This window comes from Bradyrhizobium sp. 199, assembly GCF_023073355.1.
Taxonomy (GTDB): Bacteria; Pseudomonadota; Alphaproteobacteria; order Rhizobiales; family Xanthobacteraceae; genus Bradyrhizobium.
The window spans coordinates 193,080-215,611 of sequence record NZ_JADPJI010000002.1; the positions used below are offsets into that span (position 1 = coordinate 193,080).

Sequence of the window (22,532 nt, forward strand, 5' to 3'; positions counted from 1 at the left end):
CCATCTACCCCGGATGTTTATTCCCCCGCACCGTCTCGTCGATATCACTGCGCTTCAGCAGATAATCCAGCCCGCCGACCCGGTACCAGCGATAGCCGTAAGGCTCCAGCACGATGCGGTGCTGGCCGCGCTTGTCGGCGTGGCTGTGGTCTTCCGCGAGCAGATTGATCAGGTGCGCGCCGGCCTCGCCGGATAGCCCCGTCGAGAACGCGATCTCGCGCGGCTTCTCGTCGAGATTGTGTACGAACAGCACGGAGTTGTTGCGCCAGTCGTAGCGCATGATGAACACGGCGGGATCGCGCGTCGCGATGATGGCGAAATCGCCCCAGCCGACCTCCGGCACCTCCTTGCGCATGCGGACGATGCGCTCGACCCAGTTCAGCATGGAGTTCGGGTCGCGGCGCTGTTTTGCGACGTTGACGTGCGGATAGCCGTACGGCCCCTTGTCGATGACGGGGCAGGCCGGCTTGTTGCTCTTGGTGAAGCCGCCATGCGGCTCTGTCGACCATTGCATCGGCGTGCGCGCGCAATTGCGCTCGGGCAGAGAGAGGTCGTCGCCCATCGCAATCTCGTCGCCGTAACGAATGACGGGCGTTCCCGGCAGCGTGCACATCAGGCTGTAGGCGAGTTCGAGCCGCCTGCGGTCGCCGCCCAGCATCGGCGCGAAGCGGCGGCGAATGCCGCGGTCGTAGAGCTGCATATCCTTGTCGGGCCCGAAGGATTTGAACACCGTTTCGCGCTGCGCCTTGGTCAGGCGGCCGAGATCGAGCTCGTCGTGATTGCGCAGGAACAGGCCCCATTGCGCCGTCGCCGGCCGCGGCTTGGTCGCCTTCAATGCCTTCGCCAGGGAGCGCGAATCGGCCGAGGCCAGCGCATAGAACAAATGCTGGTTGACGTGGAAGTTGAACATCATGTGCATGCGGTCGCCATCGCGGCCGAAATATTCCATGTCGGTTTTCGGCAGCACATTGGCTTCGGCGAGGATGATGGCGTCGCCCTGTCGCCATTGCAGGAATTCGCGGAACGCGCGTAGCATGTCGTATTGCTCGACGGGTTTCTTCACCTTGGCGCCCTTAGTCGCGATCACGAAGGGCACCGCGTCCATGCGGAAGCCGGAGACGCCGAGCTGGATCCAGAAGCCCATGATCTTGAGGATCTCTGCCTGCACATGCGGGTTCGAGGTGTTGAGGTCGGGTTGGAAATCGTAGAAGCGATGAAAGTAGTACGCGCCGGCTTCCTTATCGCGCGTCCAGGTCGATTTCTGCACGCCCGGAAACACCATGCCCTTGTCGGCGTTGGCTGGCTTCTTGTCGGACCACACATACCAGTCGCGATAGGGCGAGTTCTTGTCGCGCCGCGCTTCCTTGAACCAGTGATGCTGGTCGGATGTGTGGTTGACGACGAGATCGATGATGATGCGGATGCCGCGCTGCTTGCAGCCGTGGGTGAATTCGACGAAGTCGCCGAGCGTGCCGTAGCGGGGATCGACGCTGTAATAGTCGGCGATGTCGTAGCCGTCGTCGCGGCCGGGCGAAGTCTGGAACGGCATCAGCCAGATCGTGGTGATGCCGAGCCCATGCAGATAATCGAGCCGTCGCAGCAGGCCCTTGAAGTCGCCGATGCCGTCGCCGTTGGCGTCCATATAGGAGCCGACGGACAGGCAGTAGAACACGCCGTTCTTGTACCAGAGATCGTCGATCATGCGCCGCAGCCTCGATGCTCCGCCCAGGCGGCGGCTGCGTGATAAGTGTTAAGAGGAGGTCAGGTTCCGCCTTTCGCCCGGACGACATGTGGGATGGAATCGGCTATCCTCTCCTCATGGACAACACCGCCCGCATCACCCTCGTGCCGCCGACTGATCGTCGCCAGTCGGAAACGGCGCTCGCAATCGCGCGCGGTACATCCCGGCTGCTACGTTCGCTCGGCTTCTCCTGCATCAGCGAATTGCCGCTGCCCTCGGGCCGGCGCGCCGATCTCGTGGCGCTGAACGAGCGCGGAGAGATTTGGATCGTCGAGATCAAATCGTCGGTGGAGGATCTGCGCGCCGATCAGAAATGGCACGAATACCGCGCGCATTGCGACCGGCTGTTCTTCGCCTTCACGCAGGACCTGCCGTGCGAGATCTTTCCGCAAGACACCGGCCTGATCGTCGCGGATGCCTATGGCGCGCACATGCATTGCGAGGCGCCCGAGCACAAGCTCGCTGCCGCCACGCGCAAGCAGATGACGGTGCGGTTCGGAATGGCGGCGGCCTTGCGGATCAACCGCCTGGTCGACCCGCAGGGACACGCGGAATTTTGGGAGTAGGACGGTCTCGTGTCCCGGACGCGCTGCAACGCTTCAGCGTTGCTGCGCAGAGCCGGGACCCAGCAGGCGACGGTTCAAGCAGAGGCATGGGCCCCGGCTCAGCAGCGCATCACTCCGTGCTGCGCTGCGTCCGGGGCACGGTAGTCGTGAGTATCACCTTGGCGCGCGCTTCGCCAAAATGCGCTGCAGCGTGCGGCGGTGCATGTTCAGCCGCCGCGCAGTCTCCGAGACGTTACGGTTGCACATCTCGTAGATTCGCTGGATGTGCTCCCAGCGCACGCGGTCGGCCGACATCGGGTTGGTCGGCAGCTCGGATTTTTCCGCGCTCGTCGACAGCAGCGCCGCGACGACGTCATCGGCATCCGCGGGCTTGGAGAGATAATCGATCGCGCCCATCTTCACCGCGGTGACGGCGGTAGCGATGTTGCCATAGCCGGTCAGCACGATCGCGCGCGCATCCGGGCGCTTCTTCTTCAGCGCGGAGACCACGTCGAGGCCATTGCCGTCGCCGAGCCGCAGATCCACCACGGCGTATGCGGGCGCCGCCTTGCCGATCTGCGCAAGACCGTCCGAGACGGTATCGCATGACGTCACCGAAAAGCCGCGGGTTTCCATCGCGCGTGACAACCGCTCCAGGAACGGCTTGTCGTCTTCGACGATCAGCAGCGAGCGGTCAGTTTGTTCGTTCAGTTCGGCGATGGCGTTCAAGGTTTGTCCTCTCTCCAACGCGTCTACATATGGCCTCGCAATCGGGCGGTGCCAAGGCCGTCGATGGTCGATCGGCCCCGTTGTGCGACGCAAGGTCGCGGTCTATCCTATTGTTTCTTCGAGCGTCTCGATAGTCTCAAATCGCTGCCTGGGCCACGTGATCTGGACCACAGCACCGTGTTCTGGAAAGATCCGGTTGGTGAACGAGACCTTGGCGCCGGTGCGTTCCAGCAAAGTGCGCGCGATGAACACGCCCAATCCGAGGCCGCGTCGCTCGCCGCTGCCATCATCCTGGCTGCGCCGCCGCGACAGATAGGGCTCGCCGATCCGGTTCAGGATATCGGGCGGAATGCCGGGGCCGTCGTCAGAGATCACGAGTTCGATGTCCTCCTTGTTCCACCACGCGTTCACCTCGACGGTGGTGCGAGCGAAATCGACCGCGTTCTCGACGATGTTGCCGATGCCGTAGAGGATCGCCGGATTGCGCGAGCCGACCGGTTCGGAAACGGCGGCGACCGCGATCCGCACCTTGATGTCGACACCGAAATCGCGGTGCGGGGCCACCACCTCCTCGATCAGCTCCGACAGCTTCATGCGGTCGAACGGTGCGCCGGTGGAGGAGAGCTGGGTGATCTTGCTCAGGATATCGCGGCAGCGCTGCGTCTGCTCGCGCAGGGTCTTCAGGTCGGCGGCAAAACTTGCGTCCTTCACCGTCTTTTCCAGCTCGCGGGAGATCAGGAAGATCGTGGCAAGCGGCGTGCCTAGCTCGTGCGCGGCTGCAGCCGCGAGCCCGTCGAGCTGGGTGAGATGCTGCTCGCGCGTCAGCACCAGCTCGGTCGCGGCCAGCGCGTCGGCGAGCTTGCGCGCCTCTTCCGTCACCTGGAACGAGTAGAGGCTGGTGACGCCGATCGCGAGCACGATCGAGAGCCAGACGCCGACGAGATAGATCGGCGGCAGCACCAGTGGATCGTCGGAATCCCAGGGTAGCGGCAGGTGGAAGAAGAACAGGATCGAGGCACAGGCCACCGCGAGCAGGCCGAGACCGAACGTGAAGCGCGCCGGCAGCGCCGTCGCCGAGATCAGAACCGGGGCGAGGAACAGGAACGAGAACGGGTTCTGCAAGCCCCCGGTGAAGAACAGCAGACCAGCCAGTTCCACGATGTTCAGCGCGAGCAGTCCGGCCGCCTGCATCGGCTCCAGCCGGTGCATCGGATTGGCCGCGGTCTGGAGTCCCAGATTGAGCGCCGCCGACAGGGCGATGATGCTGACGCAGGGGACGATCTCGACGTTGAACTCCAGCCCCTGCGCCACGATGAAGATCGCGGCGAGCTGGCCCAGCACCGCGAGCCAGCGCAGCCGCAGGATCGTGTCCAGGCGGATATGCCGCTGCGCGTGGCGGAAGTTGGAGGCGGCAATTTCGGTCATATCGGCCAAGGTGGCGGTGCCTTCCAGATCACAAACGTCGGGCTCGCGGAACCACCGGATTACAAGCCTTGCGCTCCCTGCCGCAATAGCAGAAGAACGGTCAGCATGACCGAGAATGACAAGGCTTCAAGTCGGCCGACTGTCGCGGAGCGCAGCCCGTCCGCGGCGATCACGGTCGATCATCTCGTCAAGCTTTACAAGCAGACCCGTGCCGTCGACGATATCTCCTTTTCGCTGCCGCGCGGCAGCATCACCGGACTTCTGGGCGGCAACGGCGCCGGCAAGACCACGACCATCGCGATGATCATGGGCCTGGTGCTGCCGACCTCCGGTCGCGTGCAGGTGCTTAGTCATCGGATGCCCGAGGAGAGCGCGGCCGTGCTGGGGCGGATGAACTTCGAGAGCCCCTATGTCGACATGCCGATGCGGCTCACGGTGCGTCAAAACCTGACCGTGTTCGGCAAGCTCTATGCGGTGAAGCACCTCGCCGGCCGCATCGCCGAGCTCGCGGAAGATCTCGATCTCGCCGATTTCATCGATCGCGCCAACGGAAAGCTGTCCGCCGGGCAGAAGACCCGGGTCGCGCTTGCCAAAGCGCTGATCAACCGGCCCGAGTTGCTGCTCCTGGACGAGCCGACCGCCTCGCTCGATCCTGACACCGCCGACTGGGTGCGGGCGCATCTGGAGCGCTATCGCAAGGAGAACAACGCCACCATCCTGCTCGCTTCGCACAACATGCTCGAGGTCGAGCGGCTCTGCGACCGCGTCATCATCATGAAGCGCGGCCGCATCGAGGACGACGACACGCCCGAGGCGATCATGGCGCGCTACAACCGCACGACACTGGAGGAGGTGTTTCTGGACGTCGCGCGCGGCCGGGTGAACGGCGCGAAGGAGGCGGCAAGGTGAGCGAGCCGGGGGCGTTTCTTTTGTCATTGCGAGCGAAGCAATCCAGAATCTCTCCGCAGAAGAATTCTGGATTGCCTCGTCGCAAGGGCTCCTCGCAATGACGGTGCGTGCAGATCCCGGAGCGGCCATGATTAATTCCTCCCTCCACCGCGGCATCTCCGTCCATCGCATCGGCGCGATGATTCTGCGCTATTGGTATCTGTTGATGTCGTCCTGGCCGCGGCTGCTCGAGCTGCTGTACTGGCCGGCGCTGCAGGTCATCACCTGGGGCTTCCTCCAGCTCTATATCGCCGAGAACGCCAATTTCTTCGCGCGCGCTGGCGGAACGCTGATCGGCGCCGTCATCCTCTGGGACATCCTGTTCCGCGGCCAGCTCGGCTTCTCCATCTCGTTCCTGGAGGAGATGTGGGCGCGCAACATCGGAAACCTCATGATGAGCCCGCTGAAGCCCATCGAGTTTCTGCTGTCGCTGATGGTCATGAGCCTGATCCGGCTCGCGATCGGGATCGTCCCGATGACGTTGCTGGCGCTGTTCCTGTTTCACTTCAACGTTTATGCGCTCGGCCTGCCGCTGATCGCGTTTTTCTGCAATCTGATCTTCACGAGCTGGTCGGTCGGCATCTTTGTCTCGGGCCTCGTGCTGCGAAACGGCCTTGGCGCCGAGAGCATCGTCTGGACCCTGATGTTCGCGATCCTGCCGTTGGCCTGCGTCTATTATCCCGTCAGCGTGTTGCCGGCGTTTTTGCAGTACGTCGCTTGGGCGCTGCCGCCGACCTACGTCTTCGAAGGGATGCGCGCGCTTCTGATCGAGCAGACCTTCAGGACCGATCTGATGCTCGGTGCGTTGGCCCTCAACGCGGCCCTTCTGGTTGCATCTTTTGCAGCGTTCCTTGCCCTTTTACGCAGCGCCAAGCGGAACGGCTCGCTGCTGTCGGGTGGGGAATAACGTCACTTTCTCGTGGATTCAGCCTGATTTGGCCGTTCTGCTCACGTAGATGTACGGAACCATGCATTGACGCAATATTACGCATTCGGCAGTATGCTGCGATGCGAAGAGGAATATAGCGATGCCGATTGGTGAGTTTGGCGGCGCGCCGCCCCTGGCGGCCGAAGGCAGTCCGGTCCTGACGACGCCGATGTACTGGATGTACGAGATGGCGCAAGCCTCTCTCAATCCGGCACGCGCGGTCACTGACGCGACCAAGCTGTTGTTTCAGAACCCGCTCAATCCCTGGGCGCGCACCGAGGTCGGCAAGTCGGTCGCCGCGGCCTGCGAATTGTTCGAGCGCACTACGCGCCGTTACGGCAAGCCGGAATGGGGCCTCAACGATACCGAGGTCAACGGCATCCGCGTCCCTATCGAGATCCGCTCGGTCTGGGAAAAGCCGTTCTGCCGGCTGCTCTACTTCGATCGCAAATTCACCCGCCCGCTGCGCAGCCCGCACCCGCGCGTGCTGATCGTCGCGCCGATGTCCGGCCATTATGCGACGCTGCTCCGCGGCACGGTCGAGGCCTTCCTGCCTGCGCATGAGGTCTACATCACCGACTGGGCCGACGCCCGCATGGTGCCGCTCAGCGACGGCCGCTTCGATCTCGACGATTACATCGACTACGTCATCGAGATGCTGCACGTTCTCGGCGGCAACACTCACGTCATCGCGGTGTGCCAGCCCTCAGTGCCCGTCGTCGCCGCCGTGTCGGTGATGGAAGCGCGGCGCGATCCGTTCGTGCCGACCTCGATGACGCTGATGGGCGGCCCGATTGACACCCGCCGCAATCCGACCGCGGTGAACAATCTCGCCCAGGAACGCGGCATCGACTGGTTCCGCAACCACGTCATCACCAAGGTGCCGTTCCCGCATCCGGGCATGATGCGTGACGTCTATCCGGGATTCTTGCAGCTCAACGGCTTCATCAGCATGAATCTCGACCGGCATATGGACGCCCACAAGCAGCTCTTCGCCCATCTGGTGAAGGGCGACGGCGACCTCGCCGACAAGCATCGCGAATTTTATGACGAATATCTCGCGGTGATGGACCTCTCGGCCGAGTATTACCTGCAGACGGTCGACACCGTGTTCGTGAAGCACTCGCTGCCGAAGGGCGAAATGACCCATCGCGGAACACGCGTCGATCCGTCCAAGGTCACGCGCGTGGCGTTGATGACGGTCGAAGGCGAGAACGACGACATCTCCGGCATCGGCCAGACCGAAGCAACGCACATATTGTGCAGTTCGATCCCCGATCATCGCCGCGTTCACTACGTGCAGAAGGGCGTCGGACACTACGGCGTGTTCAACGGCTCGCGCTTCAGGTCGGAAATCGTGCCGCGGATCCATGACTTCATGGTTTCGGCGGCGAATCCGAGCTCGTTGCAGGCGCGCGCCGCCGAATAGAGCGTTTTTCAAGCGAAGTGACCGTTCCGATTTCCATCGGAACGGCTCCAGCTGCGTTTTTCGGCTTTCCCGTCGAGAATTCTGGGCTCGCTGGGGCCTCCGGCGGGGCTCAGGCCGCTCCAGATTCGCGGTATTTAGGTAGCTTTCTAGGAGTGAGTCCGTCCTCACCCCTTGGGGGTGTTGCATGCGTCCAGCGGGGGCGAAAAAAGCCGGTTCCAACCCCAGTCTGTAGGGTCTCCCGGACGCCAGACCGCTGTATATTGGGCAAATGATTTGTTTTTGCGCCGAGCGCTTTCCCTGGCGGCGGTTATGGCAGAATCCGGGCGCCCTCCTGCCCCCCGGACTGACAGACATGGCCACTCGCGCACTCCTCTATCGGCGGCCCCACGAACCGAAGACCCTGGTCATCACCCACGGATCGCAATTTTTTGCCATCCGGTTGCGCCGGCACAGACGCGCGCGCCGCTACACGCTCAGAATTCATCCGAGCGACCGCGAAGCCATCCTCACCATGCCGCCGCGCGGCACCCTCGCCGACGCCAAGGACTTCGCGCAGCGTCACGGTGCGTGGATCGCAGCTCGTCTCGGCCGCTTGCCGAAGGCGGCGCCGTTCCAGCCTGGCACAGTGATACCGCTGCGCGGCACACCCCATCGCATCGTTCATCGCGCAGGCAGCCGCGGCACGGTGTGGACCGAGACGCGCGACAGCGGTGACAAGATTCTCTGCGTCGCCGGCGGGCTCGACCATGTCGATCGCCGCATCAGTGACTTCCTCAAGCGCGAGGCACGTCGCGATCTGCAGCGTTCCGCGGAGGCTTACGCAGCCGAGCTCGGCGTCAAGGTCAAGCGCCTCTCGATCCGCGATCAGTCCAGCCGCTGGGGTTCCTGCACCTCAGCGGGTTCGCTGTCGTTCTCCTGGCGCCTGATTCTCGCGCCGCCCTTCGTGCTCGACTACCTCGCCGCGCACGAGGTTGCCCATCTCGTCGAGATGAACCACTCGGCGCGGTTCTGGCGTGTGTGCGGAAAAGTCTGCCCGTCGATGGAGCGCGCCAAGAAGTGGCTTGATACCTACGGCAACGATCTGCACCGGTACGGGGTCGAGGATTAGGGCGGTCCTGCACAGGAGCTCGCTGCCAACTCAGCAAACACTGTCATCGTCCGCGAAAGCGGGCGATCCAGTATTCCAGAGGCAGTAGCTAGAGAGCCGAAAGACCGCGGCGTACTGGATTGCCCGCTTGCCGCCCTGCACTAAAGCTTCGGCGCGTCCAAAACCGAAACTTCGGCGAAGCCTTGGCGTCGCCGGGTCGCGGCAATGACAGCTGTCTTCCAGGCGCGTGCTTCAGGCCGCTGTGCTCTCTGCAAGCTGTTGATTTTGCTGTCCCCGGCTACTGTGCATGGGGTTGTTTTCGCAGTCTTTGGTCTTGAGGCCGCCCAGAGCTCGAACCCAAACTAGCGATTGCCCCCGAACAGCCGGTCCATCAGCCAACCATCGAGCCCTGCCGCTGCCTCCGGCCGCACATTGGCGCGCGTCGGTGGTGGGCGATAGCCGCCGTTGTTCGCCGGTGCCGGCCCGGGCGCGGCCGCAGTCGGCGGTGACACCTGCGATGCCGCCTGCGCGAGGTTCGAGAGACCCCAGCCGCCTGGTGCGCTCGGCAATGCCGCCACCGGCACACCCTCGTGCGCGGTCTTCATGAAGCGGGTCCAGACTTCCACCGGCAGGCCGCCGCCGGTGGCCTTCTTGGTCGGCGAGTTGTCGTCATTGCCGAGCCAGACGCCGGTGACGAGGTTTGCGGTGTAGCCGATGAACCAGGCGTCACGATAATCCTGGCTGGTGCCGGTCTTGCCGGCCGCCGGCCAGCCCGGGATCTCCGCCTTCTTGGCGGTGCCTGATATCAGCGTTTCCCGCATCATCGTGTTCATCATGCCGACATAGCGGGGGTCGACGACCTGGTTGCGCTCGTCCGGCTGGCGCATGTAGAGCAGTTTGCCGCTGAGCGTCCGAATCCGCGTCACGACATGCGGCGCCACAGCCAAGCCGCCATTGGCGAACGGCGCATAGGCGCCGACCAGCTCGACCACCGAGACCTCGGAGGTGCCGAGCGCGATCGAGGCATTCGGCTCGAGCTTCGAGGAGATGCCGAGCCGGTGCGCGGTACGCACCACGTTCTTCGGCCCGACCTCGAGGCCGAGCCGGATGGCGACCGTGTTGAGCGACATCGCCAGCGCCTGCGTCAGCGTCACCGCGCCGAAATATTCGTGGGTGTAATTCTCGGGTCGCCAGCCCTTGACCTCGATCGGCGCGTCCTGGCGCAGGGTATCAGGCGTCAGGCCCTGTTCGAGCGCGGTGAGATACACGAACGGCTTGAACGAGGAGCCCGGCTGGCGCTTGGCCGTGGCCGCGCGGTTGTACTGGCTCTCGGAATAGTTCCGCCCGCCCACCATGGCGCGCACGGCGCCGTCAGGCGTCATCGCCACCAGCGCGCCCTGGCTGACATTGAACTTGACGCTCTTGGCCGCGAGCTCGTCGATGATGGCGGCTTCCGCCACGCTCTGCAGCTTCGGATCAATCGTGGTCTCGACCTTGATGCTCTCGTCGATCTGGCCGACCAGATCGTCCAGCACCTCGCCGATCCAGTCGGCGACGTAATTGACCGTGCCGGCGCCGGCGGGTTTCACATTATAAGAGGGATGGCCGATCGAGGCCTTCGCCTGCGCGTCGGTGATGAACTTCGCATCCGCCATCGCCGCGAGCACGATTTGCGCGCGCGCTTCCGCGCCTTCAGGATTGCGGTTCGGTGCGAGCCGCGACGGCGACTTGACGAGGCCGGCGAGCATTGCCGCTTCCGCGACCGTGACAGTCTTGGCCGACTTGCCGAAATATTTCTGCGCCGCCGCCTCGACGCCATAGGCGCCCGAGCCGAAATAGACGCGGTTCAGATAAAGCTCCAGGATCTCGTTCTTGGAATGCTTGCGCTCCAGCCAGATCGCGAGCTCCGCCTCCTGCAGCTTGCGCGCCATGGTGCGCTCCTGGGTCAGGAACAGGTTCTTGGCGAGCTGCTGCGTCAGCGTCGAGCCGCCCTGCGAGACGCCGCGATGAAGCAGATTGGTGACGAGGGCACGCAGGATGCCCACGGGATCGATGCCGAAATGCGAATAGAAACGGCGGTCCTCGATGGCGATGAACGCCTTCGGCAAATAAGGCGGCAGGTCCTGCAGGGCGACATTGGCGCCGGCCATCTCGCCGCGTTGCGCCAGCATGCTGCCGTCGATGCCGACGATCTGAATCGTCGGCGGGCGCTTAGGAATTTCCAGCGACTGGATCGGCGGCAGATGGGCGCCGACATAGATCACGACGCCGATCACGGCGATCACGCCCCACAGGCTCAGCACCGCGCCCCAGTAAACCAGGCGGCCGAGGCCGAAGCCACCGCGCGACTTCGACCGGCGCTTGGCGCCGCTGCGGCCGGCTTGCGCTTTCCGCTCGCGCGGCGGCTCGTCGTCGGCATCCTCGCTCTTGCGCTTGGCGGATGATCTCGCCGATTTCTTCGGCTTGTCGTCGCCGCCGGGAATGCGATCCGCGGCAGTGAGGCGCAGATCGGCGAGCGCCGCGGGCAAGCCGAACAGCGGCTCCTTCCGCCCACTCTTTTTCTTTCCCCACGCCATACGCAAAACGCCCGGTCAGCCCGCCCCGCCGCACGCTAGCGGTCGCTGTTTAAGGCCCGGTTACCCCGACGTTAACGCGCGATTAGGAGATGGGGCATTCGCACTCCGCAGTTCCGCTGTCTTGATGCCGGAGCTAGGATCACCGCCACAAAACAACGGGGAAACACGTATGGGCCATATCGATCCGACCAAGGAGATCTTCGCGCAATTCCGGGACAGCGACCGCCCCGGCCCGATCCAGATGCTCAATCTGGTGCGCCTGCGCAATGAAGCGGCCTATCCCGACGGCCGCAAGGCGAGCGGGGCGGAAGCCTACGCAGCCTATGGCCGCGAGAGCGGGCCGGTGTTCGAACGCCTTGGCGGCCGGATCGTCTGGCAGGGCAGGTTCGAACTGATGTTGATCGGCCCGCAGGACGAACGCTGGGACCATTGCTTCATCGCCGAATATCCCAGCGTCGGAGCTTTCGTGGAGATGATCCGCGATCCCGTCTATCGCGAAGCCGTCAAGCACCGCCAGGCCGCGGTGGAGGATTCACGGCTGATCCGGCATGCGGTGCTGCCGGTCGGGAAGAATTTTGGGGAGATACCGACGTGAATGCCGCTGCACGCTTATCCCGCGGTCGTCGTGGCCGGGCTTGACCCGGCCATCCCCGACTTGCTCGGGCGCCCCAAGAACGTGGATGCCCGGGACAAGCCCGGGCATGACGTCGTTGAGGCAGTTGTTTCCGAGAACTAACCCGCCGGACCCGCGTCCTCCAGGATCGGGCCGAACAGCTCCCAGCGCTCGCCGTTGAACTTCATCATCTGAAGCTGCTTGTTGACGCGGTAGTCGGTCGGCGAGGTGTTGGCCTTGATGCCGGGCAGGGACAGGTCGAGCTCCACGTCCTTCAGGCTGGTGGCGACCTTCATGACGTTGTCGCGGGTTAGATCGTCGCCGCATTTCTGGAGCACGTAAGCCATCAACTGCGAGGTCGAGTAGCCGTAGCTGTTGAAGCTCGAATCCTTGTCGCCGTCCGGATAGTACTTGGCCATGAACTCGAAATATTTCTTCATGCCCGGATCATCCTTCCAGGTCGGATCGAGCGGATCCTTGCCGTAGTTGACGCTGATCACGCCCTTGGACGCTTCGAGTCCTGCCGGCTTCATCACGGCGCCGACCGAAGTGGCGTTGATGTCGAGAATGTGCACGGGATGCCAGTCAAGCTCGGCGATCTTCTTGATCGCTTGCGCGGCTTGTTTCGGCGTCGTGGCGCTGAAGAACAGATCGGCGCCTGCCGACTTGATCTTGAGGATCTGCGAATCGATGGTGGGATCGGAGACCTCGTAGGACGCTTCCGCAACGATCATGCTGGAGGCCTTGTCTCCAAGCCCGGCCTTGATGCCGTTCAGATAGTCTTTGCCAAGATCGTCGTTCTGGTAGAGGACTCCGACTTTGGCGTTCGGATGGTTCTTGATGACGTACTGGCCGTAGATGCGGCCTTCGACGAAGTAGTTGGGATTGAAGCCCATCGTCCATGGGAAGTTCTTTGGGTCTGTGAACTTCGAGGCCCCGGTGGCCGCGAACAGTTGCGGGACCTTCTTGGCGTTGAGATATTTCTGCACGGCAGCATTCGACGGGGTGCCGAGCAGCTGGAAGGTGAGCAGCACCTCGTCGCTCTCGACGAGCTTGCGCACCTGCTCCACCGCCTTCGGCGGCGAATAGGCGTCGTCGTACTGGATCAGGTTGATCTTGCGGCCATTGATGCCGCCCTGATCGTTGATCATCTTGAAGTAGGCGGCCTGGGTCTTGCCGATCGTGGCATAAGCGGAGGCGGGGCCGCTGAACGGGTTGGTCTGGCCGATCTTGATTTCGGTGTCCGACGCGCCGGGATCATATTTCTTCTGGGCATTGGCCGCCGAGACCGACAGCGCCAAAGCGAGCGCCGTGCCAGCGACCAGATGCAAAAATCCGTTCCTCATTCGCAATTTCCTCGTTTGTTATCTCGATGATCTTTCCGTCGCCGCTGCGGCAAGCAGACGCCATCGCTGGGCGGGAGTGTGGCGGAGGCCTTGCTGCAACGCAAGATTACATGCTGGTCAAGGACGTGACTTTAGTCGAACCGATGCCGGGACTTTCAGACATGGTTGACGAGCCCGGCAACGTGCAAAGCATGATGCTCCGCACCTCGGGTGCGGAGCATCCGTTATGCGCCTCTGCCTGTGCTGAGGCGAGGTATCCGGGTCGTGCTAGCCCGAGGGTCCGTTGTCCTCGATGATCGGTCCGAACAGCTCCCAGCGTTCGCCGTTGAACCGCATCATCTGCATCTGCTTGTTGACGCGGTAGTCGTTCGGCCCGGTGTTGATCTTGATGCCGGGCAGCGCAAAGCTCGGGGTGAAGTCCTTGATGTTGGCGACCTGCTTCATCACGTTCTCACGCGACAGGTCGTCGCCGCACTGCTTCAGCACCTGCGTCAACAGCTCGGCGACCGAATAAGCATAGGTGTTGACCGTGTTGAGCTTGTCGCCTTCGGGGAAATACTTGTCCATGAAGGCGAAGAACGCTTTCACGCCCGGATCGTCCTTCCACTGCGGATCGCTCGGCTCCTTGCCGTATTGGGTCGAGATGATGCCTTTGGAGATGTCGAGGCCGGCCGGCTTCAGCGTCGCCGAGATCGGGCTCGCATTGATGTCGAGGATGTGCACCGGGTTCCAGCCGAGCTCGGCCACCTTCTTGATGGCTTGCGCCGCGAACTTCGGCGTCGAGGCATCGTAGAAGAGATCGGCGCCCAGCGACTTCAGCTTGACAACCTGCGAGTCCACGGTCGGATCGGTGACCTCGTAGGACACCTCGCCGACGATCATGCTGGGGGCCTTGTCGCCGAGGCCGCTCTTGAGTCCGGCGAGATAGTCGCGGCCCATGTCGTCGTTCTGGTAGAGCACGCCGATTTTGGCATTCGGATGCTCCTTGAGAATGTACTTGGCGTAGATCCGTCCCTCGGACACGTAGTTGGGATTATAGGCGATGGTCCATGGATAGTTTTGCGGATCGTTGAAGCGCGCCGCGCCGGTGGATGCCAGCAGCTGCGGGATCTTCTTTCCGTTGAGATATTTCTGCACGGCGGCGTTGGCGGCCGTGCCGATGATCTGGAACGTGAACAGCACCTCGTCGCCTTCGACGAGCTTGCGCACCTGCTCCACCGTCTTCGGTGGCGAATAGGCGTCGTCATATTGGATCAGATTGATCTTGCGGCCGTTGATGCCGCCCTGATCGTTGATCATCTTGAAATAGGCGGCCTGGGTCTTGCCGATATTGGCATAGACGGAGTAGGGGCCGGAGAACGGCACGGTCTGGCCGATCTTGATCTCGGTGTCGCTCGCCCCGGTGTCGTATTTCTTCTGGGCGAGGGCGTGGCTGGCGGAGAACGCGAAGGCGAGCGCCGCCGTAGCGGCTATGAAGGCTCTGCGATTGCTCATGTGGGTTGTTCCTCCTGACGGAATTTTCGGCCGACGGTCTTTTTCCGTTGATTGCAACGGTCGCCATCGCTGTCGAAGATTGTGGAGGAAGCTTCGCCACCGCGCAAGGATCGCAGCGCTGCGCCCTAGCGTCTCAGGCTAAAGCTAGGCGAGGAACAAGGCAGCCAGCGCGACCGCAGCCGGCAGCGCCTGCACCATCAGGATTCGGCTGCTGACGGTCGCGGCGCCATAGGCGCCGGCCACGATCACGCAAAGCAGGAAGAACGCCTTGATCTGGAACGCGAAGGCCGGGTTGCCGTGGACGAGACCCCAGATCAGGCCGGCGGCGAGGAAGCCGTTATAAAGGCCCTGATTGGCAGCCAGCACCTTCGTGATCTCGGCCTTCTCCGGCGTGTTGCGGAAGACCTTCATGCCGAACGGCTTGTCCCAGAGAAACATCTCCAGGATCAGAAAGAAGACGTGCAGCGCGGCGACCAGCGCCACCAGGATATTGGCGATCAGGATCAAAGTCAGCTCCCCCAGAAGCGTCAGCTTTCGGGTGGACGGTAGCATGACCGGCATGGCAAGTGCGATGGGCGTGTTTCGATGCAATGGTGCCCAATGGCCAGCCGATCAACCAAACTCTCTGTCCGCTTCGGCCTCGATCGCCTGACGACGCCGATCGGAATCGCGTTGCTCGTCACCGACGCCGAGGGTGCGCTGCGCGCACTCGACTGGAACGATTACGAGCACCGCATGCGCGCGCTCCTGCGCCTGCACCACGGCGCCGTCGATCTGAGCGACCAGCCTGCGCCCGCGACCATGCGGACGGCGCTGTCGGGCTATTTTGAAGGCGATCTCGGTCAGCTCTCGAGCATCGCATGGCGCATCGCCGGCACGCCCTTCCAGCAGAAGGTCTGGACTGCGCTTGCGCAAATCCCTGCGGGCACCACCATGAGCTATGGTGCCCTCGCCGCAAGGATCGACACGCCAAAAGCCATTCGCGCCGTCGGCCATGCCAACGGTTCCAACCCGATCAGCGTGGTGCTGCCGTGCCATCGGCTGATCGGCGCCGACGGCTCGCTGGTGAAATATGGCGGCGGCCTCGAGCGCAAGCGCTGGCTGCTGCGGCACGAGGGGGTGGAGGTCTAAGAGCCGGTTTGAGGACGTGGGAGCGATAAGGAGCCGGGCTTCACGGTCGTGCCCTGCGACCCTTCAGTCGCACTCCCTCTGCTGCAAGCGAATCCGTCAGATTTTCTGACGTCATCACTTTCTGCACGATCTTCCAGCTCCCATTCACCTTCAGGCATGACAAAAGGTCGGTGAAGCAACGCGGCGGAATTTGCAATCTCACCTTCAACAGCGCGAGCTCTCGATCAAAGTCGATTGAGAGGATCCGATCATCCCGCTCGAAGCCCTGTTGCTTCGGAGCTTTCATTTTGCGAGCCGCTGCCAGCCAGGTTGCAATCGGCGTCACGCCCACGGTACCGTCCTCGGCGACCTTGGTCACGGAACTCATGGGGTGAAATATGGATGCAAACTTCTCGGCATCCATTTCATAGGCCGCATCGAAATAGGTCTGCGCAAGGGAGCGCAGGGCGGAAAGGTCCGTATCCATCGTCATCCTCAAAGCTGTTGCACCGAACTCAATCAAGCGGATCGGCCAACTGTGCCGCGCTTCAACCTGTCTCACGTTCGGGAATTACTGCAGGTCATTTCCCTGCTCGCAAAGACCTACGGCAAAGCGGCTTATGAGACCAGACGTCTTGCATGGCATGGGCTCGTGAGCGATATTCATGAACGATGACAAACGAGATGAACGAACTCGCTGCATTTGCAGTCGTTGCCAATGAACGAAGCTTTACGCGCGCTGCGGTAAAGCTGGGTGTATCTCAGTCGGCCTTGAGCCACACGATCCGGAAGCTCGAGCAGCGGCTCGAGCTGAAGCTGCTCGCTCGAACAACCAAAAGCGTTGCGCCAACCGCTGCGGGGGCAGCTCTTCTGGGAGACTTGTCGCCGGCACTTGAGCAAATCCGTCATGCGATCGACAAAGTCCGAAGCGTTCGGCACCGACCCGCAGGTCGCCTTCGAATTGTAATGTCACGATCGGCAGCCGTGATGGTATTGTTGCCGCGGCTGAGAGCTTTCGCAGAGGCCTACCCTGACATCGTTCTGGACGTTGTCACCGTTACCGGACCCGTGGACCTTGTTGCGGGCGAGTTCGATGCCGGTATTCAGCTTGGCGAGTACATTCAAAAGGACATGATCGCGGTTCGTGTCACGCCCGAACTGCGATTGGCGGTCGTTGGGTCGCCACGCTACTTCGCTTCACGAGGCATCCCCCAAAAGCCAAAGGACCTCAGCGATCATCGGTGCATCACCCTGCGGCTTGCGGGTGGTCCATATCGGTGGGAGTTTGAGCAGGGACGAAAGTCGGTCACGATCAACGTGAACGGCCCGCTCATCATTGACGATACTCACCTGGTAATTCAGGCGGCGCTCGCTGGAGTTGGTATAGGACTCGCTTATGAAGAGCAGGTCGCCGAACATGTTGCGAAGCGCCGCCTTGTTCGGGTGCTGGAGGACTGGACTCCGCCAATTCCCGGCTTCTTCATGTACTATCCAAGCCGTCAGCATCAACCAGCCGCGCTGTCGGCACTGGTGAACGGGCTACGATTGTCTAAACAAAAGCCGCCGCGATGTTTCAACCCGAAATGACGAGTGAAAGTCACGCCACAGGCTGAACCGCCTTGTCGCCGGCCATCACATGGGTCAGCGCGCTCTTGATCGCGGCCTGCCGGGTCGGCGCGTTGATCTGTGCACCAAGGAGGTCGGTGACGTAGAACACGTCGCGGGCGCGCTCGCCGAAGGTCGCGACATGGGCCGAGGCGATGTTGAGGTTGAGCTTCGAGATTGCGGTGGTCAGCTCATAGAGCAGGCCGGGGCGATCGAGGCCGGAGACTTCGATCACCGTGTAGCGGTCGGACCATTGGTTGTTGATGGTTACTTCCGGCTCGATCACGAAGGGCCGGGCCTTGCTGCGCACGGTGCGCCGCGCCACCACTTCGGGCAGGCGCAGCTTGCCTTCGAGTACGTCCTCGATCATCTCGCCGATGCGCGTGGCGCGCCGGCCCTCGTCCTCGTCCCGGTCGTATTCCCGGGAGATCGAGATCGTGTCGAGCGCGCGGCCGTCGGTCGTGGTGTAGATCTGGGCGTCGACGATGTTGGCGCCGGCTGAGGCGCAGGCTCCGGCGATGATCGACAGCAGCCAGGGATGGTCGGCGGCGAAGATCGTGAGCTCGGTGACGCCGCGCACCTCGTCGAAACCGACATTGATCGCAAGCTTGTGGCCGGCCTGTTCGCTGGAGCGGACGAAGCGGGCGTGGCGGATCTTGCGCGGCAGCTCGACCTTGAGCCAATAGGCCGGATAGTGCCGGCCGATATAGGCATCGAGCTCGTCCTCCGGCCATTCGGCGAAGGCCATGCGGAATTCGGCATAGGCAGCCGCGAGGCGTTTGCCGCGGTCGACCTCCGAGAAGCCGCCGGTCAGCACCGGCTCGGTCTCGTAGTAAAGCGAGCGCAGCAGCTGCGCCTTCCAGCCGTTCCATACGCCGGGCCCGACGCCGCGGATGTCGGCGGTGGTCAGGATCGTCAGCAGCTTCATCTGCTCGACCGACTGCACCACGGCGGCGAAATTCTCGATGGTCTTGCGGTCCGAGAGATCGCGCGACTGCGCAACCGTGGACATCGTCAGGTGCTCTTCGATCAGCCAGGCGATGAGCTCGGTATCGGCCGGGCTGAAGCCGAGCCTCGGGCACAGCCGCCGCGCCACCTTGGCGCCGGCGATCGAGTGATCCTCCGGGCGGCCCTTGGCGACGTCGTGCAGGAGCGTGGCGATGTAGAGCACGGCGCGGTGCTCGGGCCGGGATTTGCGCATGAGGTCGCTGGCGAGCGCGAACTCCTCGACGGCGCCGCGCTCGATGTCCTGCAGGAAGCCGATGCAGCGGATCAGATGCTCGTCAACGGTGTAGTGATGATACATGTTGAACTGCATCATCGACACGATCTTGCCGAAGGCGCGGATGAAATGGCCGAGCACGCCGGTCTCGTTCATTCGCCGCAGCACGATCTCCGCATTGTCGGAGGTCAGGATCTCCATGAACAGCCGGTTGGCCTCGGGATTTTCGCGAAGCTGCGCGTTGATCAGACCCAGCGACCGCGTCACGCCGCGCATCGCATCCGGATGGAAGGCAAGGTTGTTCTTCTGTGCCAGGCGAAAGATACGGATCAGATTGACCGGATCGTGCTTGAACACGTCGGGTGCTGCGACGTTGATGCGGTTGTTGTCGACGATGAAGTCGTCGCTGTCGGGGACGCGCCGCTTCACCGCGGTGCTCGGCCGTAGCCGCGCCATCATCCGGCTGAGGACCGGTGCGGGCTTGGCCTGCTGGTCCTCAAGCTTGGCGCAGAGGATGGCGGTAAGATTTCCGACCTCCTTGGCGACCAGGAAGTAGTGCTTCATGAAGCGCTCGACGTCCTGCATGCCGGGATGCGAGGTGTAGCCAAGCCGCACCGCGATCTCGCGCTGGAGGTCGAAAGAGAGGCGCTCTTCGGCGCGGCCGGAGTGGAAGTGCAGATTGCAGCGCACCGACCACAGGAAGTCGGCGCAGCGGCGGAAGCTGCGGTATTCCTGCGCGTCGAACACGCCGCGCTCGACCAGTTCACTGGTGTCGCGCACGCGGTAGACGTATTTGGCGATCCAGAACAGCGTGTGCAGGTCGCGCAAGGCCCCCTTGCCGTCTTTGACGTTGGGCTCGACCAGGTAGCGCGACTGGCCGCCGCGGCGATGCCGCTCCTCGCGCTCGGCGAGCTTCGCTGTGACGAATTCCGATGCGGTGCCCTGCACCACCTCCTTGTCGAATCGCGCGACCAGCTCGTCATAGAGCGGCTTGTCGCCGGTAAGGAAGCGCGTCTCCAGGATCGCGGTGCGGATGGTCATGTCGCCGCGCGCCTGCCGGATCGACTCGTCGACCGAGCGCGTGGCGTGACCGACCTTCAGCCCCATATCCCAGAGGCAATAGAGAATGGCTTCGGCGACCTGCTCGCCCCAGGCGGTCTGCTTATAGGGCAGGATGAACAGGAGATCGATGTCGGATTCGGGCGCCATGAGACCGCGGCCATAGCCGCCGGTCGCGACCACCGCCATGCGCTCGGCGCCACTCCGGATCGGCGAGCGGTAAAGATGGCGGGTCGCCGCTGAATACAGAATCCGGATGATCTCGTCCTGGACGTGACAGAGCCGCTCGGCGCAGTGACGGCCGTGGCGATCCTTTAAAAGGATTTCCTGTGCCGCGGCGCGCGCCGCAATCAGCTCGCCCTTGAGCAATTGCGCCATGGCGGTGCGGAACGCGTCTTCGCGTCCCTGATGCCTTTCGGCAAGCGCATCGACCGCGGCGGTGATCCGCACTGTGTCGAAACGATCGTCCACCTCGGCCTTGTGCTCTGTCGCAACGCTGTCCATGCCTCACCGGATATAAGAGGTGACAGGCGCTGTCACCCGCCATTCTCTGGCAATAGTCATTCCATGCTGGAAAGCTTCGGTTTTGGGCAAACCTCTTCTCGGCCGGTGCGCCTTCAAGGGGCGGATTTTCTTGTTGATTTCTAGATGTAACTCATTGAAAGACAATGAGGTTTTGAAGGAGGCTGGGCATGACCAGGATGACACGACGTATTCTGCTGGCGGGGGCAATGGCCCTCGCAATCACCCCTGCGGCGTGGGCGGCCGATCCGCTCAAGGAAATCCGCATCGACTGGGCGACTTACAATCCCGTGTCGATGGTCCTGAAGCAGAAGGGGCTGCTCGAGAAGGAGTTCGCCAAGGACGGCATCACCGTCACCTGGGTGCAGTCGGCCGGCTCCAACAAGGCGCTCGAATTCCTCAATGCGGGCTCGATCGACTTCGGCTCGACCGCCGGTTCCGCGGCGCTGGTGGCGAAGATCAACGGCAACCCGATCAAGTCGATCTATGTCTATTCGCGTCCGGAGTGGACCGCGCTGGTGACAGGCAAGGACTCCAAGATTGCGAGCGTGGCTGAGCTCAAGGGCAAGCGCGTCGCGGTGACGCGCGGCACCGATCCGCACATCTTCCTGGTGCGCGCGCTGCTTGGTGCCGGCCTGACCGAGAAGGACATCACGCCGGTGCTGCTCCAGCACGCCGACGGCAAGACCGCGCTGATCCGCGGTGACGTCGATGCCTGGGCCGGCCTCGACCCGATGATGGCGCAGGCCGAGGTCGAGGAAGGCGCAAAGCTGTTCTACCGCAAGGCCGACGCCAACACCTGGGGCATCCTCAATGTGCGCGAGCAGTTCTTGAAGGACCATCCGGATGCGGCCCGCCGCGTGCTCGCGGTTTACGAGGAAGCGCGCAAATATTCGCTGGCGAATTACGACGAGCTGAAAAAGACCTTCATCGCGGTCACAAAGCTGCCCGAGGCCGTGGTTGACAAGCAGCTCAAGGAACGCACCGAGCTCACCCATAGCCGCATCGGCGCGCCCCAGCGCGAGTCGATCCTCGCCGCCGGTCTCGCACTCCAGCAAGCCGGCGTCGTCGATGCCAAGGTCGACGTGAAGTCCACGCTGGATGCCCTGATCGACGACCAGGTCCCGCTGCCGACGAATTAGTCGACAGGAGAGGCAGGAGCGCGCAACACACTCCGCCGTGTCCCGGGCAAGCGTAAGCGCCGACCCGGGACCCATGCGCGCGCCTTGAGGCGCGCTTGTCCAGGACGACCGGCGGGGCAATAGTAGTGTTGCATTCCCCCGTCAGACGCGCTTCCTACCGGCCATGATCTCCGACGCGCCAGTGCTGCAACAAGCCTCCGAACCGGCCGAAAACGTCGCCGCGCCTTCGCGGCTGTCGCGTTACGCGCGGCCGCTGCTTGGGATCTTGCTGCCGCTGATGCTCGCGCTCGGCTGGGAACTCCTGGTCTGGCTCGGCTGGTCCAACGGCCGGCTGGTGCCGCCGCCCTCGCGCATCTTTGCCACCATCGCCGAGCTCGCCCGCTCGGGCGAGCTGGTCCGCCACATCACCGCGACGCTGTGGCGGGTCGCGCTCGGCTTCGCGTTCGGCGTGGTCGCAGGCACGCTGCTCGGGGCCATCTCCGGCTATTGGTCGCTTGCCCGCCGGCTGCTCGATCCGACCGTGCAGGCGCTGCGCGCGATCCCGTCGCTCGCCTGGGTACCGCTGTTCATCCTCTGGCTCGGCATCTTCGAGACCTCGAAGGTTGTGCTGATCGCGGTCGGCGTGTTCTTCCCCGTCTATCTCGGCGTGATGGGCGCGGTCCTCTCCGTCGACCGCAAGATCGTGGAGGTCGGCCGCACTTTCCGCCTGTCCGGACCGGCGATGATCCGCCGCATCCTGTTGCCTGCCGTGCTGCCGGCCTATGTCGTGTCCTTGCGCGTCGGTCTCGGCCTCGGCTGGATGTTCGTGGTCGCGGCCGAGCTGATCGGCGCCTCGGAAGGCCTCGGCTATCTCCTGCTCGACGGCCAGCAGCTCGGCAAGCCCGCGCAGATCCTGGCGGCGATCGTGATCTTTGCCATCCTGGGCAAGCTCACCGATTGGCTCATCGAGGTCGCCGCCGCGCCCTTCCTGCGTTGGCAGGATGCCTTCGTCCGCGCCAAAGGAGCTTGAGG

Annotated in this window: 19 protein-coding genes; 10 read left to right on the top strand and 9 right to left on the bottom strand. The window is 63.2% G+C overall.

All coding sequences use genetic code 11. The features are described from left to right. Positions 1 to 4 precede the first annotated feature (4 nt). Positions 5 to 1,702 carry an alpha-amylase family protein gene (locus tag IVB28_RS00895; RefSeq protein ID WP_247524186.1) on the bottom strand — a complete coding sequence of 566 codons (1,698 nt, stop codon included), beginning with the start codon at positions 1,700 to 1,702 and terminating at the stop codon, positions 5 to 7. Between the two features lie 116 nt (positions 1,703 to 1,818). Between IVB28_RS00895 and IVB28_RS00900 the strand changes: the two genes are divergently transcribed. Next, entirely contained in the window at positions 1,819 to 2,307 is a 489-nt protein-coding gene (locus tag IVB28_RS00900; RefSeq protein WP_247524187.1) for an MmcB family DNA repair protein, read from the top strand. Between the two features lie 153 nt (positions 2,308 to 2,460). Here the strand turns inward: IVB28_RS00900 and IVB28_RS00905 are convergent, their stop codons facing one another. Beyond that, positions 2,461 to 3,015 (bottom strand): ActR/PrrA/RegA family redox response regulator transcription factor, encoded by a 555-nt coding sequence (locus IVB28_RS00905; RefSeq protein ID WP_247524188.1) that lies wholly within the window; start codon positions 3,013 to 3,015, stop codon positions 2,461 to 2,463. Between the two features lie 102 nt (positions 3,016 to 3,117). Beyond that, a complete protein-coding gene (locus IVB28_RS00910) occupies positions 3,118 to 4,440 on the bottom strand; it encodes an ActS/PrrB/RegB family redox-sensitive histidine kinase (protein ID WP_247525312.1) in 1,323 nt (440 codons plus the stop codon). A 105-nt stretch (positions 4,441 to 4,545) separates the two neighbouring features. Here IVB28_RS00910 and IVB28_RS00915 point away from each other — a divergent pair, with 105 nt between their 5' ends. The 4 genes from IVB28_RS00915 (at position 4,546) to IVB28_RS00930 (ending at position 8,853) form a co-directional block, all read left to right on the top strand. Beyond that, complete coding sequence (locus IVB28_RS00915) at positions 4,546 to 5,349, top strand: ABC transporter ATP-binding protein (protein WP_247524189.1); 804 nt, start codon at positions 4,546 to 4,548, stop codon at positions 5,347 to 5,349. A gap of 127 nt (positions 5,350 to 5,476) precedes the next feature. Then, positions 5,477 to 6,295 carry an ABC transporter permease gene (locus IVB28_RS00920; protein ID WP_247524190.1) on the top strand — a complete coding sequence of 273 codons (819 nt, stop codon included), beginning with the start codon at positions 5,477 to 5,479 and terminating at the stop codon, positions 6,293 to 6,295. A gap of 121 nt (positions 6,296 to 6,416) precedes the next feature. Continuing rightward, positions 6,417 to 7,745, top strand: a complete 1,329-nt coding sequence (gene phaZ, locus IVB28_RS00925; protein ID WP_247524191.1) for a polyhydroxyalkanoate depolymerase — start codon at positions 6,417 to 6,419, stop codon at positions 7,743 to 7,745. 268 nt (positions 7,746 to 8,013) lie between these two features. After that, on the top strand, positions 8,014 to 8,853 hold the full coding sequence (locus IVB28_RS00930) for a SprT family zinc-dependent metalloprotease (RefSeq protein WP_247524192.1): 840 nt from the start codon (positions 8,014 to 8,016) through the stop codon (positions 8,851 to 8,853). Positions 8,854 to 9,194: 341 nt separating this feature from the next. Here the strand turns inward: IVB28_RS00930 and IVB28_RS00935 are convergent, their stop codons facing one another. Beyond that, positions 9,195 to 11,408 (bottom strand): penicillin-binding protein 1A, encoded by a 2,214-nt coding sequence (locus IVB28_RS00935; RefSeq protein WP_247524193.1) that lies wholly within the window; start codon positions 11,406 to 11,408, stop codon positions 9,195 to 9,197. A 169-nt stretch (positions 11,409 to 11,577) separates the two neighbouring features. Between IVB28_RS00935 and IVB28_RS00940 the strand changes: the two genes are divergently transcribed. Continuing rightward, complete coding sequence (locus IVB28_RS00940) at positions 11,578 to 12,003, top strand: DUF1330 domain-containing protein (protein ID WP_247524194.1); 426 nt, start codon at positions 11,578 to 11,580, stop codon at positions 12,001 to 12,003. Positions 12,004 to 12,140: 137 nt separating this feature from the next. Here the strand turns inward: IVB28_RS00940 and IVB28_RS00945 are convergent, their stop codons facing one another. The 3 genes from IVB28_RS00945 to IVB28_RS00955 all read right to left on the bottom strand — a co-directional run bounded on the left by IVB28_RS00945 (position 12,141) and on the right by IVB28_RS00955 (position 15,413). Continuing rightward, positions 12,141 to 13,367, bottom strand: a complete 1,227-nt coding sequence (locus tag IVB28_RS00945) for an ABC transporter substrate-binding protein (protein WP_247524195.1) — start codon at positions 13,365 to 13,367, stop codon at positions 12,141 to 12,143. 267 nt (positions 13,368 to 13,634) lie between these two features. Beyond that, positions 13,635 to 14,861, bottom strand: a complete 1,227-nt coding sequence (locus IVB28_RS00950; RefSeq protein WP_247524196.1) for an ABC transporter substrate-binding protein — start codon at positions 14,859 to 14,861, stop codon at positions 13,635 to 13,637. Between the two features lie 144 nt (positions 14,862 to 15,005). Continuing rightward, positions 15,006 to 15,413 carry a DUF1304 domain-containing protein gene (locus tag IVB28_RS00955; protein ID WP_247524197.1) on the bottom strand — a complete coding sequence of 136 codons (408 nt, stop codon included), beginning with the start codon at positions 15,411 to 15,413 and terminating at the stop codon, positions 15,006 to 15,008. Between the two features lie 48 nt (positions 15,414 to 15,461). Between IVB28_RS00955 and IVB28_RS00960 the strand changes: the two genes are divergently transcribed. Next, complete coding sequence (locus tag IVB28_RS00960) at positions 15,462 to 15,992, top strand: methylated-DNA--[protein]-cysteine S-methyltransferase (RefSeq protein WP_247524198.1); 531 nt, start codon at positions 15,462 to 15,464, stop codon at positions 15,990 to 15,992. A gap of 40 nt (positions 15,993 to 16,032) precedes the next feature. Here IVB28_RS00960 and IVB28_RS00965 read toward each other — a convergent pair whose 3' ends face one another. After that, on the bottom strand, positions 16,033 to 16,494 hold the full coding sequence (locus IVB28_RS00965) for a nuclear transport factor 2 family protein (protein WP_247524199.1): 462 nt from the start codon (positions 16,492 to 16,494) through the stop codon (positions 16,033 to 16,035). A gap of 161 nt (positions 16,495 to 16,655) precedes the next feature. Here IVB28_RS00965 and IVB28_RS00970 point away from each other — a divergent pair, with 161 nt between their 5' ends. Next, positions 16,656 to 17,558, top strand: coding sequence for a LysR family transcriptional regulator (locus tag IVB28_RS00970; RefSeq protein WP_247524200.1), 903 nt, complete (start codon positions 16,656 to 16,658; stop codon positions 17,556 to 17,558). Between the two features lie 10 nt (positions 17,559 to 17,568). On the opposite strand, the gene IVB28_RS00975 is transcribed toward IVB28_RS00970, so the two are convergent. After that, positions 17,569 to 20,361, bottom strand: a complete 2,793-nt coding sequence (locus IVB28_RS00975) for a [protein-PII] uridylyltransferase (RefSeq protein ID WP_247524201.1) — start codon at positions 20,359 to 20,361, stop codon at positions 17,569 to 17,571. Between the two features lie 188 nt (positions 20,362 to 20,549). Here IVB28_RS00975 and IVB28_RS00980 point away from each other — a divergent pair, with 188 nt between their 5' ends. Next, complete coding sequence (locus tag IVB28_RS00980; RefSeq protein ID WP_247524202.1) at positions 20,550 to 21,521, top strand: aliphatic sulfonate ABC transporter substrate-binding protein; 972 nt, start codon at positions 20,550 to 20,552, stop codon at positions 21,519 to 21,521. A 163-nt stretch (positions 21,522 to 21,684) separates the two neighbouring features. Next, on the top strand, positions 21,685 to 22,530 hold the full coding sequence (locus tag IVB28_RS00985; RefSeq protein ID WP_247524203.1) for an ABC transporter permease: 846 nt from the start codon (positions 21,685 to 21,687) through the stop codon (positions 22,528 to 22,530). Positions 22,531 to 22,532: the final 2 nt, after the last annotated feature.

Coding starts and splice junctions, on each gene's coding strand:
- IVB28_RS00970 (WP_247524200.1), top strand. CDS start 16,656: ATGAACGAACTCGCTGCATTTGCAGTCGTTGCCAATGAACGAAGCTTT.
- IVB28_RS00980 (WP_247524202.1), top strand. CDS start 20,550: ATGACCAGGATGACACGACGTATTCTGCTGGCGGGGGCAATGGCCCTC.
- IVB28_RS00945 (WP_247524195.1), bottom strand. CDS start 13,367: ATGAGGAACGGATTTTTGCATCTGGTCGCTGGCACGGCGCTCGCTTTG.
- IVB28_RS00915 (WP_247524189.1), top strand. CDS start 4,546: ATGACCGAGAATGACAAGGCTTCAAGTCGGCCGACTGTCGCGGAGCGC.
- IVB28_RS00955 (WP_247524197.1), bottom strand. CDS start 15,413: ATGCTACCGTCCACCCGAAAGCTGACGCTTCTGGGGGAGCTGACTTTG.
- IVB28_RS00930 (WP_247524192.1), top strand. CDS start 8,014: ATGATTTGTTTTTGCGCCGAGCGCTTTCCCTGGCGGCGGTTATGGCAG.
- IVB28_RS00900 (WP_247524187.1), top strand. CDS start 1,819: ATGGACAACACCGCCCGCATCACCCTCGTGCCGCCGACTGATCGTCGC.
- IVB28_RS00895 (WP_247524186.1), bottom strand. CDS start 1,702: ATGATCGACGATCTCTGGTACAAGAACGGCGTGTTCTACTGCCTGTCC.
- IVB28_RS00910 (WP_247525312.1), bottom strand. CDS start 4,440: ATGACCGAAATTGCCGCCTCCAACTTCCGCCACGCGCAGCGGCATATC.
- IVB28_RS00935 (WP_247524193.1), bottom strand. CDS start 11,408: ATGGCGTGGGGAAAGAAAAAGAGTGGGCGGAAGGAGCCGCTGTTCGGC.
- IVB28_RS00940 (WP_247524194.1), top strand. CDS start 11,578: ATGGGCCATATCGATCCGACCAAGGAGATCTTCGCGCAATTCCGGGAC.
- IVB28_RS00950 (WP_247524196.1), bottom strand. CDS start 14,861: ATGAGCAATCGCAGAGCCTTCATAGCCGCTACGGCGGCGCTCGCCTTC.
- IVB28_RS00920 (WP_247524190.1), top strand. CDS start 5,477: ATGATTAATTCCTCCCTCCACCGCGGCATCTCCGTCCATCGCATCGGC.
- IVB28_RS00985 (WP_247524203.1), top strand. CDS start 21,685: ATGATCTCCGACGCGCCAGTGCTGCAACAAGCCTCCGAACCGGCCGAA.
- IVB28_RS00960 (WP_247524198.1), top strand. CDS start 15,462: ATGGCCAGCCGATCAACCAAACTCTCTGTCCGCTTCGGCCTCGATCGC.
- phaZ (WP_247524191.1), top strand. CDS start 6,417: ATGCCGATTGGTGAGTTTGGCGGCGCGCCGCCCCTGGCGGCCGAAGGC.
- IVB28_RS00975 (WP_247524201.1), bottom strand. CDS start 20,361: ATGGACAGCGTTGCGACAGAGCACAAGGCCGAGGTGGACGATCGTTTC.